Here is a 16,320-nt window from a genome sequence, read left to right as displayed (position 1 = left end):
AAATACATTATCAAGTACGATACAAAGGCCTCGTAGTTCCGCCGAAAGCCTAGATCGTCATAGCAGTTCCGATCAGTCAGCGTTACGTGTTCGGCTGCCAGAAGCTTGATCCTTCAGCCGATCTTCGAGAACGTGACGCTGGACTTTGCCGCTGGTCGAACGCGGAAAATCATCGAACGCAATGAACCGGATCTCCCTTGGCCGTTTGTATCCGGCGAGGCGTTCGCTGCAGAGCCGCAAGATTTCATCGGCGGATATGTTTGCCTCGTCACAAGCGACGAACGCTACGGGCCTTTCTCCCCATTTTGGATCACTAGCCTTGACTACCGCCGCTTCCAAAACTGCTGGATGAGCCAGTAACACTCGCTCGATCTCGGCTGGGTAAACGTTTTCACCTCCGCTCTTGATCATGTATTTTACCCGGTCAACGAAATCCACACGTCCATCAGGAAGCCGCCGAAATGTATCGCCCATATGGAACATACCGCCTCTGAAATCTACAGCATTGGTTTCCGGCGCATTCCAATAGCCCGAAAAAAGCGTGGGTCCTCGGACCACCATTTCACCCGGCTCGCCATCAGGTACGTCGTTGTCAAGCGGATCGACCAGCCTGATCTCGCAGAATGAAGAAATGCGTTTGGCGAGATCGGTCGGCGTCACTCCGACCTCTATTACAGAACCGCTTGCTGGCGGAAGACCGGTCTCCGTTGCGCCGAAGGAATTCAGATAGGGAGCGTCAAGCAGGCGGGTCAATTCCGAAATTTGATGCCGCGGTACGAGATCCGCCATGGCGCCACAGATTTTGATGCCTTTGATGGGTGTTGGTCGCGCTTTTCGCTCTTCGATGAATGCGTCGACCACACCCGGCATCATCACCAGCCAACCAATCTTGTGCTGAGACAACGCCATATTGATCGCTTCCGGCTGGAAGCCGTTTATGATGACGACCGTACCACCCCGCATGAGTGTCGCCAGCATATGGTCGGTCGATGCCATATGAAACATGGGCGCCCAAGCAACGAACGCGTCACGTGGGTCCAGCATTAATTCAGCCGAAAAAGCCATCGCACGCGCCACATGTGCGCGATGGCTGACAAGTGCGCCCTTGGGCAGCCCCGTGGTTCCTGAGGTGAAAAGAATGGTCAGCCCCTCCTCATCACTTTCAAGCAACGTGCCGAGCCGAGAATCGAGGGCGGCCGACGAGCTCATTCGGCTCAACTCAGGGCCGACTTGGATTGTCGGCAGTTCCGACACGGCTGCAAACGTCGCATGTAATTCCGGCTCGACGACAGCCATCACCGGTTCCACCAGTTCGATGCAATGCTTGAGTTCAGCCGGCGAAAGTCGCCAGTTCAAGCAAGCAACGATGGCCCCGATTGCAGCTGCAGCCAGCTGCAGTTCGACGTAATCAGGACGGTTATGCGAAAGGATCGCGATACGGTCGCCAGGATTGACACCTCGGCCGAGCAGCGCGGAAGCAATCGCGTCGACCCTCTTCAGAAGGTCACCGTATGAAACGGTTAGCCCCTCATACTCGATCGCGGCACTGGATGGCTGTTTTCGTGCACAGGTTCTGAACAGGCCATAGACGTTGGCCTGACCCGCAGCCAGGAGTATTTCCGGCATCAATTCCTCCCTCGGTCACTCTAACCAAGTCGCATTCCTGCCGTTGTGATAGATCGCTCTGCGATTTGGCCGCCCTTTTCGAATTCGAACGCTAACACCGCCGTCGACGTACGGTTTGCAGCATATCTAAAATTGAGTTGCCGCAGCACCAGTTCCGTCGAGCAACTTAGCCATCTCGGTTTTTCCTCAACTAAACTTTACGGTACTTATCGAGTCCGCCGGAATGCATCACACGGCCCATTAGTGGTGAACCAATTATCTTTTCGGCATAAACGGAAGCGGCAATGAGCTTATCGAGATCGACGCCAGTCGCAATGCCCAGTTCATGGCACAAAAAAACTGCATCTTCGGTGCAGACATTCCCGGCCGCGCGCGCATGGCCGTGACCAGCAAACGGGCATCCGCCCAGTCCTGCGACGGAGCTCTCAAACATGTCAACGCCCATAGAAAGCGCCGCATAGATGTTGGCTATGCCGAGGCCCCTGGTGTCGTGCAGGTGCATGCCGATGCGCGCATCCGGCTTGATTTCCCTTATCGCCCCGATCATGCGCTTAACTGCCTCAGGATTGCCCCACCCCATCGTGTCGGCGACAACAAGGATCGGTAGCGGAATATTTTCTTCTGCGCAGAGATCCAGCACGAAACGGAAATCGTCTAAGACCCGGTCCTGCGGGATCGGTCCTTCGAAGTTGCATCCGAATGCGGTCATCACATATGCCGTGTCGACAGTGTAGCCCTCCTGCTTGTAGAGGTTGACCCATTCGCGCTGCTTCTCGCGCATCTCCATCGAGGAAGCATCGTTGTTCTTTCGCGAGAATGTGTCGGATGGATAGAACAATAGCCGCGGATCGATATCGACTTGAGGCGCTGCGAGCGCCTTGCGAAAGCCCTTGTCGTTCAGCCAGAGCGACGTGTATCTTACGCCATGCACCCGCCTAATGCGCTTGAACAGCTCGGCTGTATCGGCCATTTGGGGCACCTTTTGGGTGTTGACGAAGCTACCTACCTGAATCCGCTTCAGCCCGGTTTCGCTGAGCATATCGATCAGTTCGACCCGTTCTTCGATCGGGTAGATCTTTTTTTCGATCTGAAACCCCTCGCGGGGTCCCTCTTCTCTAAACTCGACGAATTTTGGAAAATCGCTCATGAACTCTCACTTTCTAAGGGAGTTATCTCGACGATTGGCTGCCCTCGGTCCACCATTGCGCCTCGCGAGATGGATATATTTTTCGCCACTCCCGAAACCATCGCCTTTATCGAGATCTCAAGCTTCATGGACTCCAGGATCGCCACAACCTCGCCGGCCGCTACTGAGGCCCCCTCGTCGATCAATACCTTCACAATTGTGCCGGTTAGAGGAGACACGAGAATGCGGTCCGCAGTGCTATCTACTTCAGCGAAAGCCAGCGATGTCGACGCTTGGTACAGCAGACGGCCGCCAGGCGTGTCGATTTCGATCGAATTGCCTCGGACGCGCGCTTCGATGGTAATCGTTTCGTCCTCATGCGTGATCTGCAAGCGGCCGGATCGAAGCTCAGTTGCGTTCAGCGCCAAGGGCATGCTGTCGTCGCTGTAGACAACAAAGAGGTTGTCATTTCCCACCGGGCTGACGCGCAGCTCTTTGCCGGATGTTCCCGGATGCGCGAGGATCACACGCTGGCCTGCCTCCTCCAGAGCGCCGCCAAGGCCGAGCCGCCAACCGGTAAACCTATCACGGTTGCGCCAAGGGTTGGCATCGCTGTCGGCGCGGCCACGGGTGACGAACAGAACGGCGGCCACCGCCTGCCACAGCCGCCCATCCGAGCGCTGCGGAGCGGCGGTTAGTGCATCGATGCAACTGTCGATCCAGCGGGTATGCACCTGCATTCGCGCAAAATCGGCGTCTCGGGTGAGTGCAGCAAGAAAGGTACGGTTCGTCTCGACCCCGTCCACAACCACGTGATCCAACGCTTGAGCCAGGCGCGCCAGCGCCGCATCCCGATCGGAATGATGCACGATGAGCTTTGCAATCATCGGATCATAGAAAGGGCTAACACTGTCGCCTGCCTCAACGCCACTATCAATCCTAAGACCGTCGGGCAGCGAAATCGCCGTGATCCGCCCTGTTGAAGGAGAAAACTGCATCCGCGGATCCTCGGCGTAGAGCCGAGCCTCCACAGCATGCCCCGTGCAGGTGATCTGATCTTGGGTCAGGCCCAAGCCTGCGCCCTCTGCGATGCGCAGCTGCAGCGCCACGAGGTCCAATCCGGTGACCGCTTCGGTTACCGGATGCTCGACCTGGATTCGGGGATTGACCTCCAGAAAAAAGTACTCTTCGCCTAGCACAAGAAACTCGACAGTGCCTAGCCCACGATAGTTCAGCGCCTCCGCAAGCCGGACCGCATCCTGGGCGATATGATCGAGAAGTGGCCGCGGGAGACCCCAGGCGGGAGCTTCCTCGATCACCTTCTGATGGCGGCGCTGTAGCGTGCAGTCGCGTTCGAAGAGGTGCACCACGTGGCCTGTGCCATCACCGGCGATTTGTATTTCGACATGGCGCGCCGCAGGCAGGAAGCGCTCGAGCAAAAGTCCCTCGGAGCCGAAAGCGGATTTCGCCTCGCGCTGCGCGCTCTCGATGTCGGCCTTCAGCGTAGCCTCATTGTCGATCAGCCTCTGACCGCGCCCACCGCCGCCCCCAACGGCCTTCAAAAGAGCCGGAAGCCCAACTTCTCGTACCGCCCGTGCGATTTGATCGGGGTCGGACATGACACCATGGCCTCCGGGAATGACCGGCACGCCGGCGGCTGTCGCGGCCTTTTTAGCACTGGCCTTGTCGCCGAACCGCTGTAGTGTCTCGGCGGTAGGGCCGACGAAGATCATACCGGCGGCCTCCACCGCACGAGCGAAGTCCGGATTTTCCGCGAGGAAGCCATAGCCGGGATGGATTGCGTCCGCTCCGGCTTGCCGAGCGGCCGCTATCACCGCGTCGATCCGCAGATAACTTTCGACAGCGGGTCCGCCTCCGATCCTGAGCGACCGACCGACTTCGCGCACATGCAACGCCTCGGCGTCAGCGTCAGAATGGACGCCGATCGGAACGATTCCGAGCGAGCGAGCCGTGCGTGCGATCCGGCATGCGATTTCGCCGCGGTTGGCAATGAGAAGAGACTTAATACGCATGGTGTCGCACACCTAAAACCGAAAAACGCCGAAGTGACTGTCGACCTTCGGACGTCGGGAAGCTACATCCAGAAGCAGCGCCAGCACATCGCGCGTTTCAGCGGGTTCGATAACGCCGTCGATCCAAAGATTCGAAGCGAAATTGTACGCGTCTTGAAATGACTCGTACTCCCGGCGAATTGGAGCTTTAAAGACCTCTTCCTCTTCGGCCGTCCAAATTTTACCTTCGCGGTCATTGATCTGGGCACGCACTTGGGCCAGCACGCTCGCTGCCTGCTCTGGCCCCATGATAGCCGCGCGTCCGTTCGGCCAGGCAAACATGGCGTCCGGCTGAAACGGTCGGCCCAACATCGCGAGGTAGCCCGCGCCGTAGGAGCCGCCGGTAATCACCGTAAACTTCGGCACGCGGGCCGACGACATAGCAGTGATCATCTTGGCGCCAGCCTTAGCGATGCCCGCCTGTTCCACTTCGCGACCGACCATGAACCCATTAACGTCGACGAGAAAGACCAGCGGAATGTCGCGTTGCACGCATAGATTTATAAAATGAGCCGCTTTCAGAGCTGCATCGACGAAAAGCACTCCGTTGTTGGCCAGGATGCCGACCTCATGGCCGTGAATGCGAGCCCAACCAGTTATTAATGTGTCGCCATACAGCGGCTTGAACTCGTGCAATTCGCTGCCATCGACCAGCCGCGCGACGATTTCGCGATTATCCGTCGGTACCTTGGCGTCACGACTGACGATGCCGTAAATTTCATCAACCGGATAAACGGGAGGCTTCGGAACGATGGGGATTTTCCGAGGACTGGTCTTTTCGCCCAGATGTGCCACGATTTGCCGAGTAATCGCCAGCGCATGGGCGTCATTCTCGGCCAAGTGGTCGGTCACGCCGGAGATCGCGCAATGCATCTTCCCGCCGCCCAAAGTCTCGGCGTCGACCTTCTCGCCAGTCGCGGCAAACGTTAATTCGGGCCCGCCAAGATACATAAATCCTTGCCCGCGCACGATCACGACCTCATCGCATAATGCCGGGATATAGGCACCACCCGCGGTACATGGTCCCATCACAACAGCAATCTGCGGTATGCCATCGCCCGACATGCCCACTTGGTTGTGGAAGATGGAGCCGAACTGGCCTTCGTCGGGAAAAATATTTGCTTGTTCGGGCAGAAAAGCCCCACCACTGTCGACCAGTGTGATCACTGGCAGCCGGTTGGTCCAAGCGACGCGCTGGGCGCGAACGTGTTTCTTGCTCGTCATCCCGAAATAAGTGCCGCCCTTTACGGTGGCGTCGTTTGCAATAATCATGCAATGCCGGCCCTCGATCATGCCGATGCCGGTAATGATGCCAGCGCCAGGGGGCACGCCTTCATATTTATTCAAGCCCGCAAGTTCACCCAGTTCCAAAAAGGGGGTGCCTGAATCAATCAGCCGTTCGACGCGATCACGCGGCAGGACCTTGCCCTTCTCCTCGTGTCGCTCCCGTGCCTTCAGCGGGCCGCCGGCACGTTGCTCCAGCCGCAGTTCGTGCAGCCTTTTGATTCTCGCGCGATAGTGCGTCTCATTGGCCCGGAAATTCTCCGAACCCTTATCGAGAAGTGATTTAAGGATTGTCATGACAGATCGGGGTATTTGCGAAGAGTGAGCGCAACCTTCGCCGCGCCGGGTTTCTCGAATGTGTCGGGCTTCACAATGCGGACGTCGGCCTTGAATACCAGCGCATCGCGAAGACGCGTCTCGATCTTGTTTCTTAGTTCGTCGTCCCTGTTGGGCGGACGGTGGGGTCCGCGTTCGACAATGATTTTGAGTGCCGACTGCGTCGTATGCCCCTCGAAATCGGCAACAACGCGGACAACCCCGTTGGTCTCGGGCATCATTTCGTTGATGATGCTGTGGATGGCTGAGGGGAAGACGTTGGCACCGCGGACAATCAGCATATCGTCGGCGCGACCGATACAACGGATCTTTGGCCCTGTTCGCCCGCACGAGCAGCTGGTGGCCAGGACGTCAATGTAGTCGCCGGAGCGGAAGCGCAGCAGCGGGCTCGCCTGACGGCCTATCGCCGTATAGACCATCTCACCCCGGGCCCCGTCCTGGAACGGGATAATCTTGCCAGTTTCGGGGTCGAGCAGCTCGGTAATAATGTAGTCCATACTGACCATGTGCATGCCCGACTGTTCGTCGCACTCGGCCCAATAGGTCACACCGAGGTCCGTGCCACCAAGTAACTCGGTGCATTTTGCGCCCCACAGCTCCTCAATGCGGCGGCGGACGGTGGGGATGCCACCGCCCGGCTCGCCACCCACGATGACCCGCTCGACGCCAAGCTGCGATGCGGGAATGCCAAGGATCTCAGGCGCTTTCTCACCCAAGTGCAGAACAAAGTTTGGCGCACCGACCACGCAGCGCGGGCGGATGTCGGCACAAGCTCGGATGAGACGGTCGGCACCGCCATCGGCACCAATCGGGATGTCGATGGCGCCCAAGTATTGCAAACCTTGCATGACCGGGATGCCGCCAACAAAGCCTTTGGCCAGCGAGAAGGCATGCAGCACCATGTCGCCGGGCCGCACCCCGGTTGCGAAAAAACAGCGTGCCGACATTTCATGCCACATTGCGGCGTCGGATTCGGTCAGAGCCACGTAAGATGGGCTGCCTGTAGTGCCGGAGGACGCCTGCATCTGAATTATATCTTCGGGCTTGGCCGCGAGGTGGAGGCCGAAAGGCTTGCGAGCGGCAAGACTGTCGCGGATCTCCGCTTTGAACGTGTAGGGCAGCTTCTGCAGATCATCGATAGTGCGCACGTCGTCGAACCTCGCACCGGCCGCGCCCAGCTTCTTCTGATAGAATTCCGAGTTGGCCTGCAAGTAGGCCATCTGCGCGATCAGCTTCTCTTCTTGAATGCGTCGGACTTCGCTGAGCGGCGTTGTTTCGATCGCATGCCAGCAGCGCGCGCTTGACTTTTCGTGAGCGTCCGCTCTTCGGAAACGCATCCCGAGATTCATTGCTTAACCTCCTTGCCGATCCGCAGCTCTCAGTAAGAGCGTGGCAGGCCCATGATCTTTTCGCCGATGAAACTCAGACAAAGCTCGCGGTTCACTGGGGCCGTGCGCAGCAAGCGCATCAGTGGATATAGCTCGTAAATGCCGGTATCTTCGGTAAACCCCGATCCGCCATGAGCCTGGAGCGCCGCATCCACCGCCTCGATGCCAGCCTCCGCCGCAGCATATTTGGCCATATTGGACGAGGCGCCAGCGGGTAGGCTGTTGTCGAATTCCCAAGCGGCGCGGCGGGTCATGAGGCTCGCCATTTCGACTGCGGTGTGGGCCTTGGCCATCGGATGTTGGACACCCTGATGCGCACCGATCGGCTGGCCGAAAACGTTGCGCTGCGACGCATAGGCGACGCCTTTATTTAGCGCGAATCGGCCAATTCCGCAGCATAGAGCAGCCAGGATGATGCGCTCGGGGTTAAGCGAGTCGAAAAGAATCGAAAAGCCTTCGTCCACTTGGCCTACAACATCTTCGGGACCAAGATCAACCTCGTCGAAAAATAGCGTCCATTGTTCTTCGGGTAGTGGAATCGAAATCTTCACCCGTTGTTTGTCGACGCCTTTCTTTTTCAGATCGACCGCAAAAAGCGTGAAGCCATCGGTCTTGCGCTTGACCTCTTCGTGCGGCTTGGTACGGGCTACTACCAAGCAGTAGTCCGCGACATCAGCGCCGGTAATAAAGGTCTTTTCGCCCGATAATGAAAAGCGGTTACCTCTTTGCCTTGCCAATGTTCGAGCCTTGATCGTGTTCGAACCAGCTCCGGGCTCTGTGATCGCAAAACAGAACTGGATTTCGCCACGACAAGCCCGCGGCAGGAGCTCCTTTTTCTGGAACTCGCTTCCATGGTTCGCAATATGCGCCAAGGACATGGTCGGCCCGACGACCATCATCAGAAGCGGAATACCGTGATTGGCCGTCCCCTCCATGAACAAAGCCATCTCAGTCATGCCGAGGCCGGCCCCGCCAAACTCTTGAGGCACCATAAGCCCCAGAAATCCATCATCGGCGATCTTAGAGAACATCTCTCGCGGAAAAACATGCCGACGCGCATGATCGAGCCAATAGGCGTTGTCGAAACGCTGTGCCAACTGGGCGCCGTATTCGTAGATCTGGCGCTGCTCATCGTTCAAGTTGAAATCCATATTGAACTCCGACGCGATGTTATTGTTCAAATCTCGGCTCGCGGCGATTGGCGAAGGCATCCAGCCCTTCGGCCACCTCCGCTCCCGGCAGGTGGCGCAATGCAGCGTCGCGCTCAAGACGCATGCTTTGGTCGAGCGTCAGTTCCAGACCCTCGCGACCCAGCCGTTTCATCTCAGCCATGCCCTGCCGCGAGCGCGTGCCGATCTTCTGGCAGTAAGCCAAGGCCGCGCTGTGGAGTTGATCATCGGCCACGACATAGTTTACGAGTCCAGCCTCCTTGGCCTCGTCCGCCTTCAACCAACGCGCAGAGAACATCAGATCGAGCGCTCGGCGCAGTCCCATAAGACGGACCAACCGCTGACTGCCGCCCCAACCCGGAATGAGACCGAACTGCGCATGCTGATCACCAAATTGCGCGGTCTCCGCCGCGAAGCAGACGTCGCACGACAGCATCAATTCGATGCCCCCCGCCAGGCACAGCCCCTGGACCGCCACGACCACCGGCAGGGGACTCTGCTCGAGCCGGCGCAGCACGCTCATGCCGAAGCCAATGAAGTGGTCGAGCGCCGCCGGATCGTCCATCTTGCCCTTGACTTCGACGAGGTCAGCACCGGTGCAGAAGTGTTTGCCCTGTGAGCAGATCAGAATGGCCCGAACAGAACGGTCAGCCTCGAATTTCACGCGAGCCGCGTCTATGAGTTCGTGCACCTCGAGCGAGAGACAGTTGAACTTCTCCGGCCGGCTCAGCTCGATGATCCCGGTGCTGCCTTCACTTCGGATATTGACCGGGACGCTCATTTCGCCGCCCCCTTCGCTCTCTTGTCATATTGGAGCGCCACACGCCCAACCCTCTCGCGCGCGATGACGAGCTTCTGGATTTGCGCCGTACCGTCGCCGATTTGGAGCCCGAGCACGTCGTTGTAACGCTGGTGGTGTGGTAGATCCGTCGTGTAGCCGTAATGTCCGTGCAAAATCAGGCACTGCTGCATAATCTCGCAAGCCGTCTTAGGCACATACCATTTACACATGGCCGCCTCGGCCGTATGCGGCATGTTGCGATCGCGGAGATCGAGGGTGTAATAACAAAGCTGGCGCATCATCGTTAGTTGCGTCTCGGCCTCCGCGAGCGGGAAGGTGACGCCCTGATATTGGGCCAAGGGCGCGCCGAACGCCTCGCGTTCCTGGACATAGGCCCAGGTCTCGTCGACAGAGGCCTGCGCCGGACCGAGGCACTCCAGCCCGATCAGCGCGCGGCTATAGTCGAAGCCCGCCATGATGGTCCCGAAGGCTCGGTCCTGTTCGCCCATCAAGCATTCAGCCGGCACATGGACATCATCGAAGAAAACCGAGCCACGGCCGACCGGCTTGGTGCCTATATCGTCGAAGTGAGTCCGCTTGATCCCCCTTTCCGTCAAGTTGACAAAGAAAGCGCTGACGCCACGCGACCCGCCTTTTGGATCGCCGGTGCGGGCGAAGACAACTGCAGCGTCTGCCTGCGCAGCAAAGCTCATGGAGGTCTTTTCGCCATTCAGCCGCCAGCCATTACCTGACTTCTCGGCGCGCAGCTGAAGATTTGCCGCGTCCGAACCGCCGCGCGGCTCGGTGAGGCCAAGTCCGATCACCGCGTCCCCTGCAATCACTCGCGGCACCCAATCGCGGGCGATGTCCTCCGAGGCGTGTTTTGCGACCATGCCGCCCATGAGCGATCCCAGGAGTTGCACGTAGCTGACGTTGAAATCGGCATAGGCGATCTGTTCGGTGATCAACCCGGCCGTGACGGAGCTTTCACCCATTCCGCCAAACTTCTCAGGAAGATCCGACGCAATCAAACCGAGCGAGCCCATTTCACGGATCAGTCCCCGATCGAGGACATGGCCTTTGGCGCGCTTTTGATAGCCATCTGCCAATCTTTCGCGTGCAAAGCGCCGTGCGACCTCCCGAAAGGCGAGCTGATCTTCGGTCGGCTGAAAGGGCATTGAATGATCCTCCCGCGGAGCGTCTTAAATCGACTTTCCAAGAAACCTAACAAACGTTAGAATAACCGGCAAGTGCCAAAGGGAGGATAATTATGAACACGACGGCTTCGTCGACCTACGCCAGACTGCTTTCGCCACTCAAGGTCGGGCGCCATGAAATGCGCAACCGGATCATCATGGGTTCCATGCACACCAAGCTCGAGTGCAAGCCCGACCCGATCGCCGCGCAACTTGCCTTCTATGTCGAACGTGCGCGCGGCGGCGTTGCGCTCATCGTCACTGGCGGGTTTTCGCCTAACGCCGAAGGCGTGCTTGACGCTCAAGGACCGCGGCTCGACGATCCCGAAGAGGCCCAGGCGCTTCGCCCGATCTGCGATGCAGTACATCACGAGGGCGCTCTCATCTGCGCGCAGCTCCTTCATGCAGGGCGCTACGCGAAGATTGCGTGCTGCGTGGCGCCTTCCCCAATTCGGGCACCAATCAACCGCCATATCCCGCGCGAGATGCTCGATAGCGACATCCGGCGCACAATCAGCCAATTCGCCGAGGCGGCAGCGAACGCGCAGGCTGCAGGCTTTGACGGTGTGGAGATCATGGGATCCGAGGGCTATCTCATTAACGAGTTCACGGTGACCCACACCAACAAGCGCGAAGATGCTTGGGGCGGCAGCGCGGAGAACCGCCATCGTTTTCCTGTCGAGGTCGTGCGCGCGGTGCGCCAGCGCTGCGGTCCGGATCTACTGATCATCTATCGCATTTCGGCTGCCGATCTCATCGAAGACGGCGCACCGGCAGACGAAATCGCCGCCCTTGCCCGCAAGGTCGAGGCCGCCGGCGCCGACATCATCAACACTGGCATTGGCTGGCACGAGGCCCGCGTGCCTACTATCGCCTACCCCGTGCCACGAGGAGCTTGGCGCAAGGCCGCCGCACGGGTCCGCGCTGCCGTCTCCATCCCCGTGGTCGCGTCCAACCGCATCAGCACCGCGGAGATGGCCGAGGACATCCTCGCGAGCGGCGATGCAGATCTCATCTCTATGGCGCGGCCAATGCTGGCCGATCCGTTCTTCGCCAACAAGGTCCGCGATGGACGAGTGGACGAGATCAATACCTGCATCGCCTGCAACCAGGCTTGTCTGGACTACATCTTCTCTGGCCGCGCGGTGAGTTGCCTTGTAAATCCTCGCGCTGGCCGCGAGTCCGAGCTGCGCGATACGCCCGCGGAGGTCCGGAAAAAGATCGCCGTGGTCGGCGGCGGCGCGGCGGGGATGGCTACGGCAACGGAAGCGGCGCGACGCGGTCACTTTGTTTCATTGTTCGAAGTTTCTCAAACGCTCGGAGGACAGCTTACGCTGGCGCGCGCAGTTCCTGGCAAGAATGAGTTCGACGACACTCTGCGTTACTTCCGACGCCAGGTAGACAAGCACGGGGTCAACCTGCATCTTGGCCGCCGCGCCTCCCCCGAGGATCTGAGCGGGTACGATCATGTGGTGATTGCTACCGGCGTCAGCCCCCGCATCCCCGATCTGCCGGGCGTTGACCATTCCAAGGTGGCAACCTATGCGGAAATCCTATCGGGCACACGGGTCGCGGGAAAGACCGTCGCCATCGTGGGCGCTGGCGGGATCGGCTTCGACGTGGCCGAGTTTCTCGTCACTCCCACCGCCGAGGCTAACGGCAGCGAGGCTTTTTTCGACACTTGGGGCGTGGATGGAAATTTCTCCGCGCCCGGCGCGCTCAAGGCTGATCCGCAGGCACCGGTGGACGGCACCCGCAAAGTCGTCATGCTGCAGCGTAAGACCACTAAGCCCGGTGACGGACTCGGCGTTTCCACAGGCTGGATCCTTCGCAACGCGCTACGCAAATACGGCGTCGAGATATTGGGCGGCGTCAGCTATGAACGAATCAACGATGAGGGCCTACACATCAAGATCGCCGGCCGACGTCAGGTCATCGCAGCTGACACGATCGTGCTTTGCACCGGGCAGGAATCTGAGCGCGCGCTTCACGCCGCACTGATTGAGCGCGGCATCCCGGCCACAGTAGTCGGCGGGGCCAAGGAAGCCACCGAACTCGACGCCTTACGCGCGATTGACGAGGGCATCCGGCTGGCACAATCGCTTTAAGGGTGGATGATATCGTTTGTTGACATTGGTCTATGTAGGGCCTCAAGAGGTTGTTCCTGGCTAAACCGAGTCGGCTGATGGGAGTGTTGGCCTTCAGACTACCATGCGGCCGATGCCAATTGTAGCGATGAGCCAATGCACCAGCTCGGCTGATCGTTGATTTGAGTTCTGGTAGGCGCGGGCATATGCCCATTCGCGAAGGGAAGTTTGGATGAAGCGCTCGGCCTTGCCGTTGGTCTTCGGTGTATATGGCCTGGTGAAGATTTGGTGAAAGACCAAGGCGCCTGCAAGCTGCTCGGAACATCCTTGAGCGGTAGCACGAGCCATTATCAGTCATCACGCGCTCGACGCGGACTCCGAGCCTGGCAAAGTAAGTGACAGCGGCCTCAAGAAAAGCCACTGCACTTTCCTTGCGCTGATCGGCCATCACCTGCACGAAGGCGATGCGTGAAGCATCGTCGATGCAGACATGGACGAACTCCCAGCCGATGCCATGGTGGCGATTGATCGCGCCGGGATACCGCCCGGTGATGCGATGTCCCACAGAGCCGATCCGGCCGAGCTTCTTGATGTCGAGGTGGATAAGCTCGCCGGAGTGCTCGCGCTCATAGCGGCGGATCGGCTCGGCCGGCTCCAGCGCGGCCACCTGTTCAGGCCGAGCCGGCGCAGGATGCGGCTAACGGTTGCGGGCGATATTCCGATTTCGGCAGCGATCTGCCTGCCCGTGTGGCGCTGCCGACGCAACGCCTCGACAGTGGCACATGTAGCTGCCGGGGTTTGGCCTGGCAATGAATGGGGCCGTGAGGAACGATCCCGCAGCCCATCGACGCCTTCTGTGCGGAAGCGGGTGACCCACTTGGCGACAATCGTTGGTGATGTTGAATTGGCGCGTGGCTGCGGCCTTGCTGAGCCCTCCTTCAACAACACTGCGCACCATGGCCTCTCGACCTTTGGGCGTCAGAGGCGCATTCTTGTGAGTGTCCATTCGATCCCCCGCGAATCACTGTGTGTTTGGCGACATCAGCGTTCACGGTTGCGGTCGAATGGACAACCTCCTGAAAGCTCACAGCTAGCCCGCTCGCAGCGGGCCGTCGGCATTGCGGCCAAGCTATCGAAAAGAAACCTGTTGGGGCACCGCGCCTCGAAGGACCGACAATACCATACCAAAGCGGCGGATCCCCCTTGGCGGGGCGGTCGATGAGTTGCAGCCTGTCGCTCCCTTCCAAGACGGCGTTCAGCGGCCTTTGTTCCTCAATGCAGCGATGGGAGCAATGACCTCGGGATTCTGCAACGGCGACAGGTCGCCCGGCTTCTCGCCCAGAAACGCCGCGCGGACGACGCGGCGCATGGTCTTCATACTGCGAGTCTTTGGCAGCGCCTCGACAAAGTGTATCTCGCGCGGGCGGAAAGGTTGGGAGACCGCGGCGGCTACATTGTCCTTCAGTTGCTCCACCAAGGTGTCGTCGGTTTTCACGCCGGCGGAGGGTACGCACACGCACACCACAGCGAAGCCTTTCAGATCATCCGGCGCTGCGATTGCCGCAGCATCGATCACCTTACCAGTGCAAGTCAGCGCGGCCTCGATCTCGGTCGGGCCGATACGTTTGCCGGCGATGTTGAGCGTGTCGTCCGAACGGCCGAGAATGAACCATGTTCCGTCGGAATCGCGGCGCGCCCAATCGCCATGCCGCCAAATGCCGGGATAATCCGACCAATAGGTCTCGAGATATCGCGAGTGATCCTGCCAAATCGTGGGCGTCAGGCCTAGCGGCGGTTTGGTGACCACCAGTTCGCCCACTTCGCCATCCCTCGCCTCGGACCCGTCCGGTCGTAGCACTTTGGCCCCGACGCCCAACGCCTCGCTGGAAAAACCGCAGGGCCGCAACGTGTGAAGCACGGTCGACGTCAGGATTGCGCCAAAGAGCTCAGTACCGCCGGAGATGTTGAGTGGCGCAGCCCTGCGGCGGCAGATGTGTTCTAGATGCCAACGCCAGGCATCCTCGGTCCAGGGCTCGCCAGTGGAAGCGACGATGCGCAGCGCGGAGAGGTTGTACCGCGTCAGCAGACCGCGATCGCTTCTCATGAACTGTCGCACCAAGGTGGGCGCGACGCCAAGATGGGTAACGCCATGTTCGCTTGCGAGGCGCAGCAGGCGGAACGGGTCGTCCGGCGTGGAGGGCGCCCCTTCGGCCAGCACCAGTGTCGCGCCCGCCAGAAGCGTCGAGATCAGGGTCAGCGGGCCCATAACCCAGCCCATATCGGTCATCCACAGGTGCCGGTCCTCGCGCTTCAAGTCGAGGCACAACAAGAAATTGGTCGTTGCCGCCGCCTGCACACCGAGATGCGTGTGAACCACCCCCTTGGGCCGGCCGGTTGTCCCAGAAGTGTAGGCAATCATCAGCGGCGCATCTGATGCAACCGGAACAGGTGCAAAATCCGCCTTTGCGGCCCCGACTGTGGCAGCCCAGTCCAGATCCCGCCGTGGGTCGGCGGCGCTGCCGCCGAAGCGGCGCAGGCTGATCACCGTGTGCACGCTGGATACGTCGGCCAGAGCCTCAACCAGCACGGATTCCATGGGAACAGGCCTGCCGCGACGCCTACTCGCATCGGCCGTCAAAACCGCTTTGGCCGTGCAGTCGTTCAAGCGTGCCGCCACGGCCGGCGCCGGGTATCCGGAGAACAGGGGGACGGCGATAGCGCCGAGCCTCGCAACGCCCAGGAGGGCCGCTTCGATCTCGGGCACCATCGGCATGTAGATGCCAACCGCATCACCCGCGCCTACGCCGCGGGCGGCCAGGGCGCTGGCAACCCGGGCGCTTTCGCAGGCGAGATCGCGGTAGGTCCAGACGCGCCGTTCCCCGTCTTCGCCGATCCAGTCGATGGCGGCTTTTTCCCCGAGCCCAACTTCGATACGAGCGTCAAGGCAAGTCTCGGTGAGGTTGAGAGTGGCGTCCGCGGCCCAACGGATTCCGGCTAGCCCACCGCTCACGTCCCGCAACGTTCGGTAACGACGCGAAAAGCGCACGTTCGCAAGATCGAGAATTTGTGACCAGAACCAATCGGGTTCAGCGTCGGCCCACTCGACGAGACTTTCGTAATCTGTCAGGCCGCAGCGCGTGAGAAAAGCTCGGATCGCGCTGCAGTCCTGGATGTCTTTAGATGGCGTAAACATACCATTTCATCCGATACGGTATCTCGGCACGGTCCGGCCGTATCAATCCACAAGTTGAGGGC

Annotated in this window: 12 protein-coding genes and 1 pseudogene; 1 reads left to right on the top strand and 12 read right to left on the bottom strand. The window is 59.7% G+C overall.

Going from position 1 to position 16,320, the window contains the following annotated elements; translation table 11 throughout:
• Positions 1–72: 72 nt before the first annotated feature.
• The 8 genes from K408_RS39570 to K408_RS0134585 form a co-directional block, all read right to left on the bottom strand.
• Positions 73–1,626: a class I adenylate-forming enzyme family protein gene (locus tag K408_RS39570; protein ID WP_024343090.1), complete on the bottom strand. Its 1,554-nt coding sequence runs from the start codon at positions 1,624–1,626 to the stop codon at positions 73–75.
• Between the two features lie 190 nt (positions 1,627–1,816).
• Complete coding sequence (locus K408_RS0134615) at positions 1,817–2,773, bottom strand: hydroxymethylglutaryl-CoA lyase (RefSeq protein WP_024343089.1); 957 nt, start codon at positions 2,771–2,773, stop codon at positions 1,817–1,819.
• Positions 2,770–4,785: an acetyl/propionyl/methylcrotonyl-CoA carboxylase subunit alpha gene (locus tag K408_RS0134610; protein WP_024343088.1), complete on the bottom strand. Its 2,016-nt coding sequence runs from the start codon at positions 4,783–4,785 to the stop codon at positions 2,770–2,772. Before K408_RS0134610 ends, K408_RS0134615 begins: the two co-directional genes overlap by 4 nt.
• A gap of 12 nt (positions 4,786–4,797) precedes the next feature.
• Positions 4,798–6,405 carry an acyl-CoA carboxylase subunit beta gene (locus K408_RS0134605; RefSeq protein WP_024343087.1) on the bottom strand — a complete coding sequence of 536 codons (1,608 nt, stop codon included), beginning with the start codon at positions 6,403–6,405 and terminating at the stop codon, positions 4,798–4,800.
• Complete coding sequence (locus tag K408_RS0134600; protein WP_024343086.1) at positions 6,402–7,793, bottom strand: phenylacetate--CoA ligase family protein; 1,392 nt, start codon at positions 7,791–7,793, stop codon at positions 6,402–6,404. The genes K408_RS0134605 and K408_RS0134600 overlap by 4 nt, the downstream gene beginning before the upstream one ends.
• A 29-nt stretch (positions 7,794–7,822) precedes the next feature.
• Positions 7,823–9,013, bottom strand: coding sequence for an acyl-CoA dehydrogenase family protein (locus K408_RS0134595; RefSeq protein WP_245265977.1), 1,191 nt, complete (start codon positions 9,011–9,013; stop codon positions 7,823–7,825).
• Entirely contained in the window at positions 9,003–9,782 is a 780-nt protein-coding gene (locus K408_RS0134590; RefSeq protein ID WP_024343084.1) for an enoyl-CoA hydratase/isomerase family protein, read from the bottom strand. The genes K408_RS0134595 and K408_RS0134590 overlap by 11 nt, the downstream gene beginning before the upstream one ends.
• A complete protein-coding gene (locus tag K408_RS0134585; protein WP_024343083.1) occupies positions 9,779–10,960 on the bottom strand; it encodes an acyl-CoA dehydrogenase family protein in 1,182 nt (393 codons plus the stop codon). Before K408_RS0134585 ends, K408_RS0134590 begins: the two co-directional genes overlap by 4 nt.
• Before the next feature lie 92 nt (positions 10,961–11,052).
• On the opposite strand from K408_RS0134585, the gene K408_RS0134580 reads away from it, so the two are divergent.
• Positions 11,053–13,086, top strand: a complete 2,034-nt coding sequence (locus K408_RS0134580; protein WP_024343082.1) for an oxidoreductase — start codon at positions 11,053–11,055, stop codon at positions 13,084–13,086.
• A 93-nt stretch (positions 13,087–13,179) separates the two neighbouring features.
• On the opposite strand, the gene K408_RS44480 is transcribed toward K408_RS0134580, so the two are convergent.
• From K408_RS44480 to K408_RS0134570, 4 genes and pseudogenes are all read right to left on the bottom strand, one after another.
• A complete protein-coding gene (locus tag K408_RS44480; protein ID WP_433994163.1) occupies positions 13,180–13,413 on the bottom strand; it encodes an integrase core domain-containing protein in 234 nt (77 codons plus the stop codon).
• Positions 13,352–13,630 (bottom strand): annotated as a pseudogene (locus K408_RS44475) (DDE-type integrase/transposase/recombinase); the annotation flags it as partial. The gene K408_RS44480 and the pseudogene K408_RS44475, both read right to left, overlap by 62 nt.
• Complete coding sequence (locus K408_RS44470) at positions 13,513–14,013, bottom strand: helix-turn-helix domain-containing protein (protein ID WP_366863931.1); 501 nt, start codon at positions 14,011–14,013, stop codon at positions 13,513–13,515. The gene K408_RS44470 and the pseudogene K408_RS44475, both read right to left, overlap by 118 nt.
• A 307-nt stretch (positions 14,014–14,320) precedes the next feature.
• The gene (locus K408_RS0134570) at positions 14,321–16,258 is read right to left on the bottom strand and encodes an AMP-binding protein (RefSeq protein ID WP_024343081.1); all 1,938 of its coding nucleotides are present in this window, start codon (positions 16,256–16,258) and stop codon (positions 14,321–14,323) included.
• Positions 16,259–16,320: the final 62 nt, after the last annotated feature.

It is taken from the genome of Bradyrhizobium sp. in8p8 (assembly GCF_000426845.1).
GTDB lineage: Bacteria > Pseudomonadota > Alphaproteobacteria > Rhizobiales > Xanthobacteraceae > Bradyrhizobium > Bradyrhizobium japonicum_C.
Note: the sequence above shows the minus strand (reverse complement) of the source record. Positions and strands in the feature narration are given on the sequence as shown.

Bases quoted from the DNA above. Each gene is read 5' to 3' on its own strand.
- K408_RS39570 (WP_024343090.1), bottom strand. From the start codon at position 1,626: ATGCCGGAAATACTCCTGGCTGCGGGTCAGGCCAACGTCTATGGCCTG.
- K408_RS0134590 (WP_024343084.1), bottom strand. From the start codon at position 9,782: ATGAGCGTCCCGGTCAATATCCGAAGTGAAGGCAGCACCGGGATCATC.
- K408_RS44480 (WP_433994163.1), bottom strand. From the start codon at position 13,413: ATGGCTCGTGCTACCGCTCAAGGATGTTCCGAGCAGCTTGCAGGCGCC.
- K408_RS0134600 (WP_024343086.1), bottom strand. From the start codon at position 7,793: ATGAATCTCGGGATGCGTTTCCGAAGAGCGGACGCTCACGAAAAGTCA.
- K408_RS0134580 (WP_024343082.1), top strand. From the start codon at position 11,053: ATGAACACGACGGCTTCGTCGACCTACGCCAGACTGCTTTCGCCACTC.
- K408_RS0134615 (WP_024343089.1), bottom strand. From the start codon at position 2,773: ATGAGCGATTTTCCAAAATTCGTCGAGTTTAGAGAAGAGGGACCCCGC.
- K408_RS0134570 (WP_024343081.1), bottom strand. From the start codon at position 16,258: ATGTTTACGCCATCTAAAGACATCCAGGACTGCAGCGCGATCCGAGCT.
- K408_RS0134605 (WP_024343087.1), bottom strand. From the start codon at position 6,405: ATGACAATCCTTAAATCACTTCTCGATAAGGGTTCGGAGAATTTCCGG.
- K408_RS0134610 (WP_024343088.1), bottom strand. From the start codon at position 4,785: ATGCGTATTAAGTCTCTTCTCATTGCCAACCGCGGCGAAATCGCATGC.
- K408_RS0134585 (WP_024343083.1), bottom strand. From the start codon at position 10,960: ATGCCCTTTCAGCCGACCGAAGATCAGCTCGCCTTTCGGGAGGTCGCA.